Origin of the sequence: Bradyrhizobium sp. ARR65 (genome assembly GCF_000472385.1) — a bacterium.
Taxonomy (GTDB): Bacteria; Pseudomonadota; Alphaproteobacteria; order Rhizobiales; family Xanthobacteraceae; genus Bradyrhizobium.
In genome coordinates this window covers 250,182-266,322 of sequence record NZ_AWZU01000001.1, presented here as the reverse complement: position 1 = coordinate 266,322, position 16,141 = coordinate 250,182, and the positions used below count along the sequence as shown (strand labels likewise).

Below are 16,141 nucleotides of genomic sequence, written 5' to 3'. Positions count from 1 at the left end.
CCTACGGGACGCCAAACCGCTCCTTGAACGCGGCCACATTCACCAGCCCGCGCGCGTGACGGCCTTCGCCGATCTTGCGCCTTTCATCGAATGCTTCGACCTCGAAGCGAATAACACGGCGCTCCACCGCGATCACTTTCGCGCTGGTGCGCACCGTGGCGCCAACCGGCGTCGCCGCGATGTGGCGGATGTCGACTTCGGTGCCGACCGTGACCCAGCCAGGCGCGAGATATTGATGGATGGCGTCGCCCGACGCCATCTCCATTTCCAGGATCAGCATCGGCGTCGCGTAGACCATGGGCATGTAGGACACGAAATGCCCCACCGTGCGCTCCGGCGGCACCACCAGGGTGCGCTCGGCGCTCATACCGATCTTGATGACGTCGCGTGCGTCCATCTCGGGAAACCGTCATTCCGGACGGGCCGCGGCGCGCGGACCGATCCGGAATCTCGAGGTTGTGGCGCGAGATTCCGGGTTCGCGCTGGCGCGCGCCCCGGAATGACGGCTCCATTACTTCTTCTGCTCAGCCGCGCGTTCGACAAAGGTCTTGCCGCCCTTCATCTTATGGATCAGCGGCGCCTCGTTGATCTGGATCACGACGGCTTCGGCATCGACGCCGAGATTTTTCACCAGCGCCTGGGTGATGTCGCGCATCATGCCGACCTTCTGCTCCTCGGTGCGGCCGGCGGCCATGCTCACGGTAATCTCAGGCATTGTCTTACTCCCTTGTTCTTGGTTGGTCGCCAGACCGGCATGGCCGGGCCCGCTATGCGGGCAGGCAATGCATCATTTGAAAGATGGATGCGCGGGTCAAGTCCGCGCATGGCGAAAACGCCCTATCCCCACTTCACATCATGGCGCGCGAGCACCTCGCGCACCTTGGCGACGATCTCCTCTTCCTTGCAGGAGAACTGCGCGGGCCGCGTCTCGCGCCATTCCTGATTGGAGGCGATGGCGGCGGCCGCCTTGGCGCCTTCGATCAGGTCCTTGATCTGCACCTCGCCGCGCGCCTTTTCGTCCGAGCCCTGAATGATGACGCAAGGCGAATTGCGGCGGTCCGCATATTTGAACTGGTTGCCCATGTTCTTGGGATTGCCGAGATAGAGCTCGGCGCGGACGTTTTCGTTGCGGAGCGCGGAGACGAATTTCTGATAATCCGCGATGCGATCGCGGTCGAACACGGTGACCACCACGGGGCCGAATTCGGGCCGCGTATCGAGCTTGCCGAGCAACGTGAGCGCCGCCTGCAGCCGCGACACGCCGATGGAAAATCCTGTCGCCGGCACTACCTCGCCGCGGAAGCGCGAGACCAGGCCGTCATAGCGCCCGCCGCCGCCAACCGAGCCGAAGCGCACGGGCCGGCCCTTCTCGTCCTTGGTGTCGAGCAGTAGCTCAACCTCGAAGACCGGGCCCGTGTAGTATTCGAGACCGCGCACGACGGAGGGGTCGATCTTGATGCGGTCGGTCCCATAGCCGGATGCAGCAGCGAACTGATTGATCTGCTCGAGTTCGTCGCGACCTTCCTGCCCGATCTTGCTGTCGCGCAAACGCGCATCCATGGGCGCGCTTTGATCCTGCTCGATGGCCGAAAGCACAAGCGCGATATCACTCTCCTGCAGTCCCGCACCTTTGGTGAAGTCGCCTGATTCATCCTTGCGACCTTCGCCAAGCAATTGTCGGACTCCGGAAACACCCAACCGATCGAGCTTGTCGATCGCGCGCATCACTGTCAGCCACTGCGCTTCACCGGCAATCCCAAGCGCCTCACGCACTCCATCGAGCACCTTGCGGTTGTTCACCTTCACCACGTACGAGCCGCGCGGCACGCCCAGCGCTTGCATCGTGTCGGCCGCCATCATGCACATCTCGGCATCGGCTGCGGGTGAGGCCGAGCCGACGGTGTCGGCATCGAACTGCATGAACTGGCGGAAGCGGCCGGGGCCGGGCTTTTCGTTGCGGAACACGTAGCCGGCGCGGTAGCTGCGGTACGGTTTCGGCAGCGTGTCGAAATTTTCGGCAACGTAGCGCGCGAGCGGCGCGGTGAGGTCGTAGCGCAGCGACAGCCACTGCTCGTCGTCGTCCTGGAAGGAGAACACGCCCTCATTGGGACGGTCCTGGTCAGGCAGGAATTTGCCGAGCGCATGGGTGTATTCGATCGCCGGCGTCTCCACTGGCTCGAAGCCATAGCGCTCATAGACCTGGCGGATTTTTTCCACCATCTGCCGCGTGGCTTTGATCGCGGCGGGACCACGATCCTCAAGCCCGCGCGGCAGGCGGGCTTTGAGCTTTTGCGGTTTTTTGGGTTTGTCGGCCATCGGCGGCGTTTAGCAGCGATGCAGCGAGGCGGCAACGGGTGCCTAATTGAAGCGCGTCATTCCGGGATGCTCCGAAGGAGCAGACCCGGAATGTCGAGATTTGCCGGTTCGATGCTTTGCATCGCCCTGGAATGACGGTGCCAAGACGTGGATGCCAGGGACAAGCCCGGACATGACGGAGGACCTGGCTGGAGCACCCGCCCCTTACGCGTCGGCACGCGCCGATAGCGAGCGGCGGGAATCATTCCATCGCCGCTCACAGCAACCGTTTGATCCAGTCGTGCGGGTCGGCCGCGCGACCGTATTGGATGTCAACGAGCTTCTTGCGCAGCGTCATGGCAACCGGACCGGCCGCGCCACCGCCGATGAGGAACTCGCCGCCTGCCGAACACACCTTGCCGATTGGCGAGATCACAGCCGCGGTCCCGCAGGCGAAGGCCTCTTTCAGCCTTCCGCTTGCGGCATCGGTGCGCCACTGGTCGATCGTGTAGGGCTCTTCACGCACAGGCGTGCCGGAATCCTTCGCCAGCGCGATGATCGAATCGCGGGTGATGCCCGGCAATATCGTGCCGAGCGGCGGGGTCGACAGCGAACCGTCGTCGAACACGAAGAAGACGTTCATGCCGCCGAGTTCCTCGACGTAGCGGCGCTGGACCGCGTCGAGGAAAACGACCTGGTCGCAGCCGTGATCGATCGCCTCTGCCTGTGCACGCAGGCTCGCGGCGTAATTGCCGCCGCATTTGACGGCGCCGGTGCCGCCGATCGCGGCGCGCGTGTAGTTCTCCGAAACCCAGATCGACACGGGCGCGGGTCCGCCCTTGAAGTAGGAGCCGACCGGCGAGGCGATGACGGCGAAGATGTATTCCGCCGACGGTTTCACGCCGAGGAAGACCTCGCTCGCGATCATGAAGGGCCGCAGGTAAAGGCTTCCCTCGCCGCCGGGTATCCAGGCGCGGTCGATGCGCACGAGTTGCTCGACCGCCTCGATGAAAGCGGACTCGGGCAATGGCGGCATGGCCATGCGCTCAGCCGAATCCCGAAAGCGCCGGGCGTTGGCATCGGGGCGGAACAGGTTCGCGCCGCCATCCTCGCGCTTGTAGGCCTTGAGGCCTTCGAAAATCTCCTGCGCGTAGTGCAGGATGGCCGCGGCCGGATCGAGCGGAAAATGCGCACGGGCTTCGATGCGGGCGTCATGCCAGCCCTTCGCGTGGGTGTAGCGGACCACAGCCATGTGATCGGTGAAAACCCGGCCGAAGCCCGGATCCACCAGCTTTGCCGCGCGCTCCTTGTCGGAGGTCGGGTTCGTCGCAGGCTGGATTTCGAATTTCAAACTCATTCTCTTGCTTTCCGCTGTCGGAACCGGCGCCATTTCTGCCGCCAGCCTGTTTCTCCGGACCTGCCGGCTTGTGGGCACTGGACTTCACTACGGCCGCCGACCTCGCGGCCGGTTTCTATCGCCATCAAGCGGTTCACGACATGCTTTTGCGGCATGCCGAAGTCCAGTATGTTTGCCGACATGCCGCTCGTTCATTGCACGGTACATCGGGGCGCGGCGCATGCCGCTTATATGAGCATTTCTGCCCGTCTTGGAACGTCCTTAAAAACGTCGTCGCAGCACGAAACGATCTAATATTTCGTGGTGACCGATTGTTTTGTAACATTGGACCGTAGAAACGTCAACATGGCTGACATAAATTTCTCGAGTGCCGAGGCAGGCGCCATGGCAAGCGCCGATTCCCGAGCGACGGAGCCGCGGGATACAGCACCGCGCGGAGGCGAATTGCGCTGGGATATCATCGAACTCCTGTTCTTCGCTTATCGCGATTTCGTCGGCGACGCCGACCAGGAGCTTGAAGCCTTTGGCTTCGGCCGGGCGCATCACCGCGTGATGCATTTCGTCACCCGCTATCCCGGCCTGAAGGTCGCCGATCTCCTGGACGTCCTGCGCATCACCAAGCAGTCGCTGGGGCGGGTGCTCAAGCAATTGCTGGACGAAGGCTATATCGTGCAAAAAACCGGCAGCAACGATCGCCGGCAACGCCTTCTTTTCGCCACCCCCAAGGGCGAGGCGCTGGTTACGAAACTCGCGACGCTGCAGACCACGCGGATTGACCGCGCGCTCGCCGGCATCGACCCTTCCGGTACCGAAACGGTGCGGCGCTTCCTGCGCGCGATGATCGATCGCGATGATCCGGACAAGGTTTTGGAGACGATTTTCAAAAACGCCAGCGCAAAGGAATGATCGTGCCTCTCGCCTCAATTGCCGCGCGCCCCGTCCCGCAACCGGCCGACGACGCACCGCATATTCTCCTCGTCGATGACGACCGCCGTATCCGCGATCTGCTCTCGCGCTTTCTCTGCAGCGAGGGCTATCGCGTCACCACCGCGATGAGCGCGAGCGATGCGAGGGCCAAGCTCATCGGCCTGCATTTCGACTTGCTGATCCTGGACGTGATGATGCCGGGCGAGACCGGCTTCGATCTGGCGCGCTTCATCCGCCAGTCCTCCACCGTGCCGATCATCATGCTGACCGCGCGGCATGAAGCGGAAGCCCGCATCGAGGGCCTGCAGATCGGCGCCGACGACTATGTCGCCAAGCCGTTCGAGCCGCGCGAGCTGGCGCTGCGGATCGGCAACATCCTCAAGCGCACCACGCCCCCGCCCGCGGAGGCGCTGGAGCAGGTCGCCTTCGGCCCCTACATCTACCACCTCGGCCGCGGCGAATTGCGCCAGGGCGAGGAGATCGTCCACCTCACCGACCGCGAGCGCGAGATGCTGCGGATCCTCGCCGAGAACCACGGCGAGACCGTGCCGCGCGGAGCGCTGACCGGCAACGGCACGGTCAACGAGCGCGCGGTGGACGTGCAGATCAACCGCCTCCGCCGCAAGATCGAGCGCGATCCCGCCAATCCGCTGTTCCTGCAGGCGGTGCGCGGCGTCGGCTATCGCCTGGTCGCTTCGCCGTAGGGCATGGTCGTGTGCCATCGAGACGAATTCCCAACCAACACCGTCACTCTGAGGTGCTCGCGAAGCGAGCCTCGAAGGGCGACGGCCCCCGCTGCGAGCAGCCGGGCCGTTCATCCTCTGAGGCTCGTGGAGCCTGTCATCGGGCCGCGCTTCGCGCGGACCCGGTGGCTCGCGCCTCAGGATGACGGGTCGCGATGGGCGCTCGCCTCGAGCCAAAGCGATCATGTGCTGAACTTTGAGGCGATGGCCCGCAACCCATGAGCACCATCGACGCCGGCCTCACTCTGCTGCGAAGTGCCGCGGGGCGCGTGTCCGCCGCCAATGGCCGGCTGGGAGGCGCCTTCAAGGGCTGGATGCCGACCGGGCTCTACGCCCGCGCGCTGCTGATCATGATCGTGCCAATGGTGGTGCTGCAGTCGGTGGTCGCCTTCGTGTTCATGGAGCGGCACTGGAACACGGTGACACGGCATCTCTCGGCCGCGGTGGTGCAGGACATCGCCGCGCTGATCGACGTCTACAAGGGCTACCCGCAGGACAAGGACCGCGCGCAGCTCCGCCGCATAGCCCAGCAGCGGCTGGGACTCGTGGTCGATTTCCTCCCCGTCGGCGACATGCCGGCGCCAGGGCCAAAGCCCTTCTTCTCCCTGCTCGATCAATCGCTCTCGGCGCAGATCGGCCGCCAGATCGGCCGTCCCTTCTGGATCGACACGGTCGGGAAGTCCAACCTGGTCGAGATCCGCATCCAGCTCGACGACGCCGTGATGCGGGTGTTCGCGCTGCGCAGCGCCGCCTATGCCTCGAACTCGGAGATCTTCCTGTTCTGGATGGTCGGGACCTCCTCGATCCTGCTCATCGTCGCGGTCTTGTTCCTGCGCAACCAGATCAAGCCGATCCTGCGCCTTGCGGATGCCGCCGAGAGTTTCGGCAAGGGCCGCGAGGCGCCGAATTTCCGACCCCGCGGCGCGCGCGAGGTGCGGCGCGCGGCGCATGCCTTCCTGGAAATGAAGGCGCGCATCGAGCGCACCATCGAGCAGCGCACGGCCATGCTCGCCGGCGTCAGCCACGATCTGCGCACCATCCTCACGCGCTTCAAGCTGGAGCTTGCCCTGCTCGGCGAGAGTCCCGAGATCGACGCCATGCGCAAGGACGTCGACGAAATGTCGATGATGCTGGAGGATTATCTCGCCTTCGCCCGCGGCGATTCCGGCGAGAATGCGCAGCCGACCGACATGGCGATGGCGCTGGAGGAGCTGCGCAATGATGCCGAGCGCCACGGCCATTCCGCCACGGTGGCCTTCCGCGGGCTGCCCGTGGTCACGGTCAAGCCGGCCTCGTTCAAACGCTGCCTTGCCAACCTCGTCTCCAACGCGGCACGCCACGCCAACACCATCTCCATCACCGGGCATCGCGATCACCGCTATCTCACCGTGATGGTCGACGATGACGGACCGGGCATTCCGGCGCACATGCGCGAAGAGGTGTTCAAGCCGTTCCTCAGGCTGGACGGCGCCCGCAACCAGGACGAGGGCGGCACCGGCCTTGGGCTCGCGATCGCCCGCGACATCGCCCGCTCCCATGGCGGCGACATCATGCTCGGCGACAGCCCGATGGGCGGCCTCCGCGCCACCGTGCGTGTGCCGGTGTAGGCCGGGCGGCGGGGCGGACGTATTGCATCTATGGATCTCATGGTTCGAGACGCGCGGCGTTGCCGCGCTCCTCACCATAGGGGTCTGATGTCGTGCCCACGTGTTGCATCCTGAGAAGCGGCGACAGGCCGCGTCTCGAAGGATGGGCCGCGTCAAGATTGCGGCCACGACTTCGCGTTCCCGCGGCACATTTCGCCCGAGTTTTGCTCAACGACCACCCTCTCGAAAATGCAGAGGGCGCAGGGAATGCCGGGTGCTGGCTGCACCCACGGCCACCGCGCAAAAAACTGCGCAACGCGCGCGCGTTGACCAACAGGTTCAGCCGGAGCAGTCCGGCATTCCCTGCGCGGTGGTTTACGGCTTACTCCGTGCTCTCCCCGGTGAGCCAGACCTTGTTGTCACCGTCGCCTGCGCGATGCGAATGCATCGTCGCGAAACTTGGCGCCAGCCTTGGGGCGCCAGGACCACACGACTTCGCCGTCCGCTTCCGTATCGTTCGTCTTCGACACATCCGCGTCCACCGCATCCCGCCTCACGTTTCGTGACGATCGCGATACGCCCCTTGTCAATCGAGGCGGGACGCGCGAAGGATGCGACTGATTTGGGGTGATCACAAAGCGGAATATTTTTACGCGCAGATCTGGACGACCCAAATCAGCTTGAAACCGCACGCGAAATTGGTTTTTGCGCGCACGCGTTTTCGTCGGCTTGAGGCGCCTCGTGCGAGAAGCAGCAAAGCCAAATCGAATGGTCTTGCCCGACGGGCGAATCGAACTCTCCGTCGTCGTGAGATGGAAGGCGCGTATGCCCCATGCCCAGCTACCTGCAATCGAGCGACCGATGGTGCAGACGTTTGTTCCACGTTCCCCAAAAGACTTCGCGGTCCGGCCCCAGACTCTCCTTCGTACAGCCATGCTTTGGTCAAAACTGAGCGGAGTGCTTGAGAGGTCGTCGAGCGGCAAGCGCGATGGGGTCAGGTTGGCCTGACATCGCACGCCAAGCCCTCGACTGAGCATGAACTTTTTGGAAAACCGCCAGCCAATTTGCGCCAAGGCGGCGCTCCGGGTCCGAATCATGCTCTGGTGGAAATCTGACTGCCCTCCTTCGGGTGATTTTGAAACGGGGAAAGGGAGTGCCAATGAATTCCACACCGAACGCCATTGAAGCCGACGGTATGCTGGCCGCGCGTGCGGATGAAAGGCTCGCGCATGCCTATGAACAGATCGCGCGCGCCGATGACCAGCTCGCGCGTGTCACCGAACAGCTTTCAAGGCTGGAGCACACCGCGGGGCGCCATCCGTCCGCCGTGCCCGGCCGGCGGGCATCCCGTGGAAGCGCGCTGCTGCGTGGCCTCATCGGCCTGCTGCTTGCGGCCGGCATCATTGTCGCTGCGTTCGTTGCGCAGTCGTCCTATGGCAAGCCGGTCAAGCTGATGATCGCCCGGTGGGCGCCGCAACTGATGTCGACGCCATCGGCGCAGGCGGAAAACGCGTCACCTTCCGCGCAGTCCGCCCCACCTCCCGTTCAGGTGGCCGCAGCGGATCCGGCGGCTGCGGACGCAACGCCGGCGGCGCAGACCTCTCCACAAGAGGCCGCGCCGCAGACAACCTCGGAGCCAGCGGGCCCCTCCACCGCCGAACTGGCACAGCTCCTGCAGTCGATGGCGCGCGATATCGCAAACCTGCAACAGGGGATCGACCAGCTCAAAGCGGACCAGGCCCAGACTGCCAGCGACAATGCGAGGGCTGTCGAGCAGCTCAAGGCGGGGCAGGACCAAATGACACGCCTGATCGCCAAGCTTTCCGAGCAGAAGGCTTCGGAGCCAAGGGTCTCCCAGCAGACCCCGCGCGCCCCCACGCCGGCATCGGCCTCAGGGCCGGCACCGAGGCCGATCGCCGCCCCGGCACGCAAGCCCGTTCCGGCGCCTTTGCCGCAGCAAGCCAGAGCGCGGCCGCCGGCGCCCATGCCGGTGCAGCCGGATGATCAGTAGAGGGTGATGAGGGCGCGCGCAAACGCGATGGGTTTCACTTCGTTCAACCCATCCTGCAGGCTATGGACTTCAACTCACCCCTTCGGCGGCGCCAGCGGCTGGACGATGTCCTTGAACGCCGGCAGCGCCTCGCAACGCGTGGCGTGGGCGGCCAGCGCCGGATAGCGATCGGCATTGAACAGATGCGAATGCGCTTCATTGGTGAAGCGCAGCACGCAGGCGATCGCGATATCGGAATGGCCGATGCGATCGCCGAACAGGTAAGGCGTCGCAGTCGTCGCGCGCTCCTGCTCCAGCGCATCGAGCGCGCCTGAAATCTGCGCTTCGCAGCGATCGACCCAGAGTTTTAATTGCTCCTTGCGCAGCACGCCCTCGTAGACGAGGCTCACCGATTTATCTCCAAGACCGGTCGCCAGCGCGATCATGCGCAAATGCCTGCGCCGCTCGATTCCCTTGGGCGCGATCATCGCCTTGCCGGGGCCGACGAGTTCATCGAGATAATCGATAATCGCGGCGGAATCGATCAGCGCCTCGCCGTCGTCGAGCACCAGCGTCGGCACCCGCCGCAACGGATTATAGGGCGCGATCTTGTCGGCATCGCCGAAGGTCGACCATGGCTTGTGATCGAACTTCAGTCCATAAAGCCGCATCGCAATCGCGACGCGGCGAACGAAAGGGGAGTCGTATTGGCCGATGAGGAACATGGTCGATACCTTCTCTCTTCACCCACGCTGTCACACCCCGCGCAATGCGGGATATCCAGTATGCCGTGCCGTCGCGATGTTATTACGGCGTCTCTGGAATACTGGATCATCCACTTTCGCGGACGATGACAGCAGAAGTCGCGGTAGCGATCGGGGGCCCTATCCCTCATCACTCGCCAGCACACCCCTCACCGCTCTTGCCCAGCCCTTCAGCTTGCGCTCGCGCGTGGCCTGGCTCATGTTCGGCTTGAAGCGGCGTTCGAGACGCCAGTTGTCGGCGAATTTTGCGGGCTCGGGATAGACGCCGGCGGCAAGGCCGGCGAGATAGGCGGCGCCGAGCGCAGTGGTTTCCTGGATCATCGGGCGATCGACCGGCGCGTTCAACAGATCGGCGAGGCGCTGCATGGTCCAATCGGAGGCGGTCATGCCGCCATCGACGCGCAGCACGATGTTGGCGGCTTTGGCTTCCGGCCAGTCGGCGCGCATGGCTTCCCAGAGGTCGAAGGTCTGGTAGCAGACGCTTTCCAGCGCGGCATGCGCGAGCTCGGCGGGGCCGGTGTTGCGCGTAAGCCCGAACAGCGCGCCGCGCACGTTCGGATTCCAATAGGGCGCGCCCATGCCGACGAAAGCTGGCACCAGATAAACGCTCTGCATGGAATCGGATTGATCGGCGAGCGGGCCGGTCTCGGCGGCCTGTTTGATGACCCTTAAGCCATCGCGCAGCCACTGCACCGCCGAGCCCGCGACGAAGATCGAGCCTTCCAGCGCATAAGTCCGCTTGCCGCCGAGCTGATAGGCGATGGTGGTGAGGAGCTTGTTCTTGGACGCAACAGGCGTGCTACCTGTGTTGAGGAGCGCAAAGCAGCCGGTGCCGTAGGTCGATTTGATCATGCCGGGTGTGAAGCAGGCCTGCCCGATGGTCGCGGCCTGCTGGTCGCCGGCGATGCCGGCGATCGGAATCGCGCCGCCAAACAATTCCGGCAGGCTTTCGCCGAAGCTGGCGGACGAATCCTTCACCTCGGGCAGCATCGAGCGCGGCACGCGCAGGATCTTCAGCAGCTCCTCATCCCACTCGCCGGTATGGATGTTGAACAACAGCGTGCGCGAGGCATTGGTGGCATCAGTCGCATGCACCTTGCCGCCGGTGAGCCGCCACAGCAGGTAACAATCCACGGTGCCGAACAGGAGCTCGCCGGCCTCGGCGCGGGCGCGGGCGCCGGGGACCTGGTCGAGGATCCAGGCGACTTTTGTCCCGGAAAAATAGGGATCGATGATCAGGCCGGTTCGCCTACTTATCTCCGGCTCCAGGCCTTCCGCTTTGAGGCGTGCGCAGATATCGGCGGTGCGGCGGTCCTGCCAGACGATCGCGCGATGCACGGCCTGCCCCGTGGCGCGGTCCCACACCACGGTGGTCTCGCGCTGGTTGGTGATGCCGATTGCGGCGATGTCTTTTGCCTTCAGGCCCGCCTTCTCCAACGCGTCGCGGCAGGTCAAGACGGTGGAGGTCCAGATATCCTCCGGCTCGTGCTCGACCCAGCCAGAGGCTGGAAAGTGCTGCGGGAATTCGGCTTGCGCCACCGCCGCTATGGAAATGTCGCCGCGAAACACGATGGCGCGCGAGGATGTGGTGCCCTGATCGATGGCCAGCACGAAAGACATGGTGGTGATTCCTGGAGATGATTCCTGGCGTTTTTCCCGGAAGGTTTGCTTTGCGCCCAAGCAAGCGGATTGGTGCGAGAAGGTCAATATCCGACCGTCACTCCGGCTGGCCAGGGATTAGACGGGGCGCGGTGAGCGTCCACTTCTGGTGCAGATGCGCGAGTAAGTGAATCGAGAGGACGCACAGCAATGACGGGCCTGGCTAAAGGCGCTCGTCCGGTTCTCAACTTGATCGGCTGATGCGCTAATTCTGCAGCCGCACCCCCAACATCACCACCGTCGCCTTCGAGCTCGCGTTCACCACGTTCGAATCCAGCGCATCGTAACGCAGTGTGCCCTTGAGCCAGAGATAGCGGGTCATCTTGTAGATGACGTCGCCCTCGATCGAGTAGGTGGTGTCGTTGCGGTTGTCGCCCTGGTAGTCGAGCGTGCCGTAGGTGAACTTGCCGATGCCGGTGAGCCAGCGGCGGAAGTCGTGATCGACCTCGAAGGTGTAGGTGTGGATCAAGGTGCCCGAGGTGCCGGGCACGGTGGTCTCGGCGATCTGGGTGTCGGAATAGAATTTTGCCGTGGTGAGCGGCGTCGCGGTCCAGATCAGCGAGGCCGAGGTGAGCAGGCCATCGAGCCGGTTCAGCCGGGGATCGACATAGTTGCGCGCGGCATAGCCGATCGAGACTTCGCCGGTGATCAGGCGCGTGAACTCGAATGAGGTGCCGGCCTTGGCATAGCCGCCGGAGGAATCGCGCTGATAGCCGTTGCGGTCGAACTGCAGGTCATGCACGCGGGTGTCGCCCTCGACTTCAGCGAAGGGCTTGAGGCCCGGCAGCACCTCGTAGGAGATGCGCCCGACCCCCCCATACTGGTTGAAATTGCGGTCGTCGTTGGAGGAGGTGGTGCCGTCGGTGAGCGTCGAGTTCTGGTAGGAGGTGCGGTCCACCGTCGCGCCGCCGGAAATCGTCAGACGATTGAAGCGCTGGTCGAAGCCGAGCGTGCCGCCGAGTGTTGCGTAGATCGGATAGCTCTTGAGCCCGACCTGCACGTTCGGGCTGCCGGGATTGTCGGTCGCAACGTTCAGGCGGAGCTGCGCGGTGATGTCGGTATCGCTGGAGACATCGAGCCGCCCGTCGACATGCCCGATGAAATTCGGACGATCGACATTGGTCGGCGCCGGCGATGCCGCGCCGTCGATGGTCGTGGGCAGGCTGCCGCCATAGCCGGTGAAGGAGCCGCGCAGGTCGGCGACGAGCGCGTGACGATCCCAATTGGAGACCGCCAGAAACTCCGGCGCGACCACCCAGGACGGCAAGCCGTGCGGCTCGTTGAGGCGTCCGGGATTGGTGTCGTAGCCGCCGGACAATTCCACCGCCGTCTTGACCAGGAACGCCCCCGCATAGTCGCCGACCGCGCCGAATGGATCGTCGTCCAGCTTGAGCCGACGGCGCTGCGGCTGGCCGGGCACGCTGCCGGCCACCGCCGGCGGCACCGGCGGCCTGGCGGCCATCTCCGAAGGCGGGATCGACAGGCGCAGATCGCCGACCGCATTGACCTGCGGCGGAGGAGGCGGCGGCGTGCCGGGACCGGGCGACGGTTTGGGCCGCACCTGCCCGGGATAATATTTTGGCAGCTTGCGCTTGCGATTGAGCGAATCGAAGCCGGCATCGCCGATGCCGTCGCCGGCCGGCAACCCGAAGCCCGGAGACTGCCCGACCGGCGCCAGCGTGCCGGGCGCGAGCGACCTCGCCTGGTTGGGATTGGGCGGCGAAGAGCCCACCGAATCATCGGCGCTATCGTCGCCGATCTTGCGGAACGGCATCTGCTGCGCCGGGACGAACGCGCCGCGCTTCGGATTGAACAGGTCGGAGGTCAGCGTCTGAGCGCTGGCGATAGACGGGGCAAAGGCGGCAAGCCACAGGCAAGCCACGCCTGCGCGCAAGACGAGCGCGCCAGTCTCCCGGCCCCATTCCGGCCCCCACCCCACGATGAAAAAACCCCAACGAAAACATGCACTTCATCGAACATTTCCGGCCGGGCGCGGGACGCCTTGCGGAACATGTCGTTAATGGAGTTAAAACAATTATGGTTAATGACCCGTTGAGGGTGGGACGGGTGCCGTCGCCCCGCCCGAGCGGGCATGTTAAGCATTGCGTAACTGCCGTCTGGCCTCCTCCCTGGAAAGCGACATGCCTCAAACCAAACCGCTTATGGCGACATCACCCGACCATGCCGACGCCATTCAATCGGCCCTGCGCACGCTGGACGTCGGCTCGAGCGGCATTGCCGCGATGGCCGCAGCCTTGCGCGGCCCGCTGGGCGCGTCCTTTGCCGCCGCGGTCGAGTTGATCCGGCAGGCGCGCGGGCGCGTCATCGTCACCGGGCTCGGCAAATCCGGCCATGTCGCGCGCAAGATCGCCGCCACGCTGGCCTCGACCGGCACGCCCGCCTTCTTCGTGCACGCGGCCGAAGCGAGCCACGGCGACCTCGGCATGATCACCGCGGATGACGTCATCGTCGCGCTGTCCTGGTCCGGCGAGCAGCCGGAGTTGAAGAACCTCGTCAATTACTCCGCGCGCTTTGCGATCCCGATGATCGCGGTGACCTCGAACGCGGAATCATCGCTGGGTGCGGCGGCGCGGATCGTGCTGGAACTGCCGAAGGTACGCGAGGCGTGCCCGCATAATCTGGCCCCGACCACGTCGACGTTGATGCAGGCCGCCATCGGCGATGCGCTCGCGATCGCGCTTCTGGAGAGTCGCGGCTTTACGGCCTCGCAATTCGCCAACTTCCATCCCGGCGGCAAGCTCGGCGCCATGCTCAAGCACACCAGCGACCTCATGCACACGGGCGAGGCCGTGCCGATCAAGCCGCTGGGCACGAAGATGTCGGACGCGCTGGTCGAGATGTCCGCCAAGGGCTTTGGCTGCGTCGCCATCGTTGACGGGCGCGGCTGCATCGCCGGCATCATCACCGACGGCGACCTGCGCCGCCAGATGCGGCCCGACCTCATCACCGCCGCGGTCGATGACGTCATGACGAAAAATCCCAAGACCATCGACGCCTCGTCGCTCGCCAGCGAAGCGATCGAGCTGCTCAATTCGGCCAAGATCACCACGCTGATCGTGACGGAAGCGAACAAGCCGGTGGGGATCTTGCACCTGCACGATCTGTTGCGGGCGGGGGTGGCCTGATCCCTACAACCAATCGCTAAATCCAGCCCTGCAACTCGCGCAGCACCAATTGGCGGATGACGTCCATGCCAGGCGCGCTGTCGTTGAGGCAGGGGATGGCGGAGAACTGCTCGCCGCCATTATGCTTGAAGATCTCGGCGTTCTCGCCGGCGATCTCTTCCAGCGTCTCCAGGCAATCGGCGGAAAAGCCTGGCATCACCACCGCAAGGCGCTTGATGCCCTCCTTCGCCAGCCGCTCGACCGTCTTGTCGGTGTAGGGCTGCAGCCATTCCTCGTTGCCGAAGCGCGACTGGAAGGTCATCAGGAGCTTTGAATTGTCGAGGCCAAGACGCTTCCGGAGCGCTTCCGTGGTCGCGGCGCATTGCGCAGGATACGGATCGCCGGCATCGACATAGGATTTGGGCATGCCGTGATAGGAGGCCAGGATCAGTTCCGGCTCGAACGGCAGCGCCGAAAGATGCGTGTTGACCGAGACCGCGAGCGCCTCGATGTAATTGGGATCGTCATAATAAGGCGCGCTCACGCGCAACGTCGGTTGCGCGCGCAAAGACGCGAGGACGCGAAAGGCTTCGTCGCAGACGGTCGCCGAGGTCGCCGCGGAATATTGCGGATAGAGCGGCACCAACAGGAGGCGGTCGCAGCCCTGCGCCATCAACGCCTCGATGCCGGCACGGATCGATGGGTTGCCGTAGCGCATCGCCCATTCCACCGCGACATGCTTTTGGTCGGCAATGGCCGAGGCGAGCTTCTCGGCCTGCGAGCGGGTAATGGTCTTGAGCGGGGATTCGTTGTTTTCGTTATTCCAGATCTTCCGGTAGTCGCGCGCCTTGATCTTGGGGCGCCTGCGCAGGATGATGCCGTTGAGGATGATCTTCCAGAGCAGTCCCTGGTCTTCGATGACGCGCGGATCCGACAGGAACTCCTTCAGATAAACGCGCACGCCTTCGGCGTCGGCGGTGTCGGGCGTGCCGAGATTGACCAGAAGCACGCCGACGCGCGGCAGGCTCGCCGTGGCCGACGTCTTCACGCCTTGCATCGCGCTTTCCTTCGCGCTTTCCCTGGGAAGCACCGCCGTCATAGCGTGAGCTGGATTGGCGCCTCGCACCATCCTTGTCAAGCCAAGCCGCCGTTGGCTAGTGTCCCGCGCGGATTGGCGGGGTGACGAATGACGATCGCCGAATACTGCGTTTTCGCCAGCGTGGCGCTCTACCTTTTGACGATCGTCCCGATCAAATGGCTGGGATTTCGCGATTACGACAATTCAAAACCGCGCGACCCTGCCTTTTATGAAGACGGAATCCGCGCCCGCGCGCTGGGCGCGCACCAGAACGGCATCGAGGCGTTCCCGTTCTTCGCAATCGCCGTGCTGCTCGCCGAATTCCGCGGAGCGCCGCAGAACCTGATCAACGAATTGGCGGTGCTGTTCGTGATCGTGCGGCTGGCCTATGTGCTGACCTATATCGGCAACCGCCCCAGCCTGCGCTCAATCCTCTGGAGCGTCGCCTTCATCATCAATGTCGCCATCTTCTTCCTGCCGCTGATCCGCGGCTACCTGCCGATCTGAGGTTCGCACTCCGCGCGACCTTCGTTCCGCGTTTGATCTCATCCCTGCGCGGCTCGGCCGAATTGGCTTCACCGAAAAAATTACCTATACGGCGGGCAGGATTTTGACGG

15 protein-coding genes are annotated in these 16,141 nt (G+C 64.3%); 6 read left to right on the top strand and 9 right to left on the bottom strand.

Annotation, left to right across the window (positions count from 1 at the left end):
- Window position 1 precedes the first annotated feature (1 nt).
- From F758_RS0101360 to F758_RS0101345, 4 genes are all read right to left on the bottom strand, one after another.
- Complete coding sequence (locus F758_RS0101360) at window positions 2-397, bottom strand: thioesterase family protein (protein WP_024506155.1); 396 nt, start codon at window positions 395-397, stop codon at window positions 2-4.
- Window positions 398-511: 114 nt separating this feature from the next.
- Window positions 512-715 carry a tautomerase family protein gene (locus F758_RS0101355; RefSeq protein WP_024506154.1) on the bottom strand — a complete coding sequence of 68 codons (204 nt, stop codon included), beginning with the start codon at window positions 713-715 and terminating at the stop codon, window positions 512-514.
- A gap of 122 nt (window positions 716-837) precedes the next feature.
- Window positions 838-2,220 carry a histidine--tRNA ligase gene (hisS, locus tag F758_RS0101350; RefSeq protein WP_502689116.1) on the bottom strand — a complete coding sequence of 461 codons (1,383 nt, stop codon included), beginning with the start codon at window positions 2,218-2,220 and terminating at the stop codon, window positions 838-840.
- Window positions 2,221-2,572: 352 nt separating this feature from the next.
- On the bottom strand, window positions 2,573-3,652 hold the full coding sequence (locus tag F758_RS0101345; RefSeq protein WP_024506152.1) for a branched-chain amino acid aminotransferase: 1,080 nt from the start codon (window positions 3,650-3,652) through the stop codon (window positions 2,573-2,575).
- A 345-nt stretch (window positions 3,653-3,997) separates the two neighbouring features.
- Here F758_RS0101345 and F758_RS0101340 point away from each other — a divergent pair, with 345 nt between their 5' ends.
- From F758_RS0101340 to F758_RS0101330, 3 genes are all read left to right on the top strand, one after another.
- Window positions 3,998-4,558 carry a MarR family transcriptional regulator gene (locus tag F758_RS0101340; protein WP_024506151.1) on the top strand — a complete coding sequence of 187 codons (561 nt, stop codon included), beginning with the start codon at window positions 3,998-4,000 and terminating at the stop codon, window positions 4,556-4,558.
- Window positions 4,555-5,283, top strand: a complete 729-nt coding sequence (locus F758_RS0101335; RefSeq protein WP_024506150.1) for a response regulator — start codon at window positions 4,555-4,557, stop codon at window positions 5,281-5,283. The genes F758_RS0101340 and F758_RS0101335 overlap by 4 nt, the downstream gene beginning before the upstream one ends.
- Before the next feature lie 257 nt (window positions 5,284-5,540).
- On the top strand, window positions 5,541-6,929 hold the full coding sequence (locus tag F758_RS0101330; protein ID WP_024506149.1) for an ATP-binding protein: 1,389 nt from the start codon (window positions 5,541-5,543) through the stop codon (window positions 6,927-6,929).
- Window positions 6,930-7,327: 398 nt separating this feature from the next.
- On the opposite strand, the gene F758_RS49210 is transcribed toward F758_RS0101330, so the two are convergent.
- Entirely contained in the window at window positions 7,328-7,981 is a 654-nt protein-coding gene (locus F758_RS49210) for a hypothetical protein (protein ID WP_157449811.1), read from the bottom strand.
- An 86-nt stretch (window positions 7,982-8,067) separates the two neighbouring features.
- Between F758_RS49210 and F758_RS0101315 the strand changes: the two genes are divergently transcribed.
- Complete coding sequence (locus F758_RS0101315; protein ID WP_024506147.1) at window positions 8,068-8,919, top strand: hypothetical protein; 852 nt, start codon at window positions 8,068-8,070, stop codon at window positions 8,917-8,919.
- Window positions 8,920-8,993: 74 nt separating this feature from the next.
- On the opposite strand, the gene F758_RS0101310 is transcribed toward F758_RS0101315, so the two are convergent.
- The 3 genes from F758_RS0101310 to F758_RS0101300 all read right to left on the bottom strand — a co-directional run bounded on the left by F758_RS0101310 (window position 8,994) and on the right by F758_RS0101300 (window position 13,260).
- A complete protein-coding gene (locus F758_RS0101310; RefSeq protein WP_024506146.1) occupies window positions 8,994-9,623 on the bottom strand; it encodes a glutathione S-transferase family protein in 630 nt (209 codons plus the stop codon).
- Between the two features lie 159 nt (window positions 9,624-9,782).
- On the bottom strand, window positions 9,783-11,282 hold the full coding sequence (glpK, locus tag F758_RS0101305; RefSeq protein WP_024506145.1) for a glycerol kinase GlpK: 1,500 nt from the start codon (window positions 11,280-11,282) through the stop codon (window positions 9,783-9,785).
- A gap of 244 nt (window positions 11,283-11,526) precedes the next feature.
- On the bottom strand, window positions 11,527-13,260 hold the full coding sequence (locus F758_RS0101300; protein WP_024506144.1) for an outer membrane beta-barrel protein: 1,734 nt from the start codon (window positions 13,258-13,260) through the stop codon (window positions 11,527-11,529).
- Window positions 13,261-13,462: 202 nt separating this feature from the next.
- On the opposite strand from F758_RS0101300, the gene F758_RS0101295 reads away from it, so the two are divergent.
- Window positions 13,463-14,467, top strand: coding sequence for a KpsF/GutQ family sugar-phosphate isomerase (locus F758_RS0101295; RefSeq protein WP_024506143.1), 1,005 nt, complete (start codon window positions 13,463-13,465; stop codon window positions 14,465-14,467).
- A 16-nt stretch (window positions 14,468-14,483) separates the two neighbouring features.
- On the opposite strand, the gene hemH is transcribed toward F758_RS0101295, so the two are convergent.
- Window positions 14,484-15,503 carry a ferrochelatase gene (gene hemH / locus F758_RS0101290; RefSeq protein ID WP_051386625.1) on the bottom strand — a complete coding sequence of 340 codons (1,020 nt, stop codon included), beginning with the start codon at window positions 15,501-15,503 and terminating at the stop codon, window positions 14,484-14,486.
- A 129-nt stretch (window positions 15,504-15,632) separates the two neighbouring features.
- On the opposite strand from hemH, the gene F758_RS0101285 reads away from it, so the two are divergent.
- Window positions 15,633-16,031, top strand: a complete 399-nt coding sequence (locus F758_RS0101285) for an MAPEG family protein (protein WP_024506141.1) — start codon at window positions 15,633-15,635, stop codon at window positions 16,029-16,031.
- The last annotated feature ends 110 nt before the right edge of the window (window positions 16,032-16,141 follow it).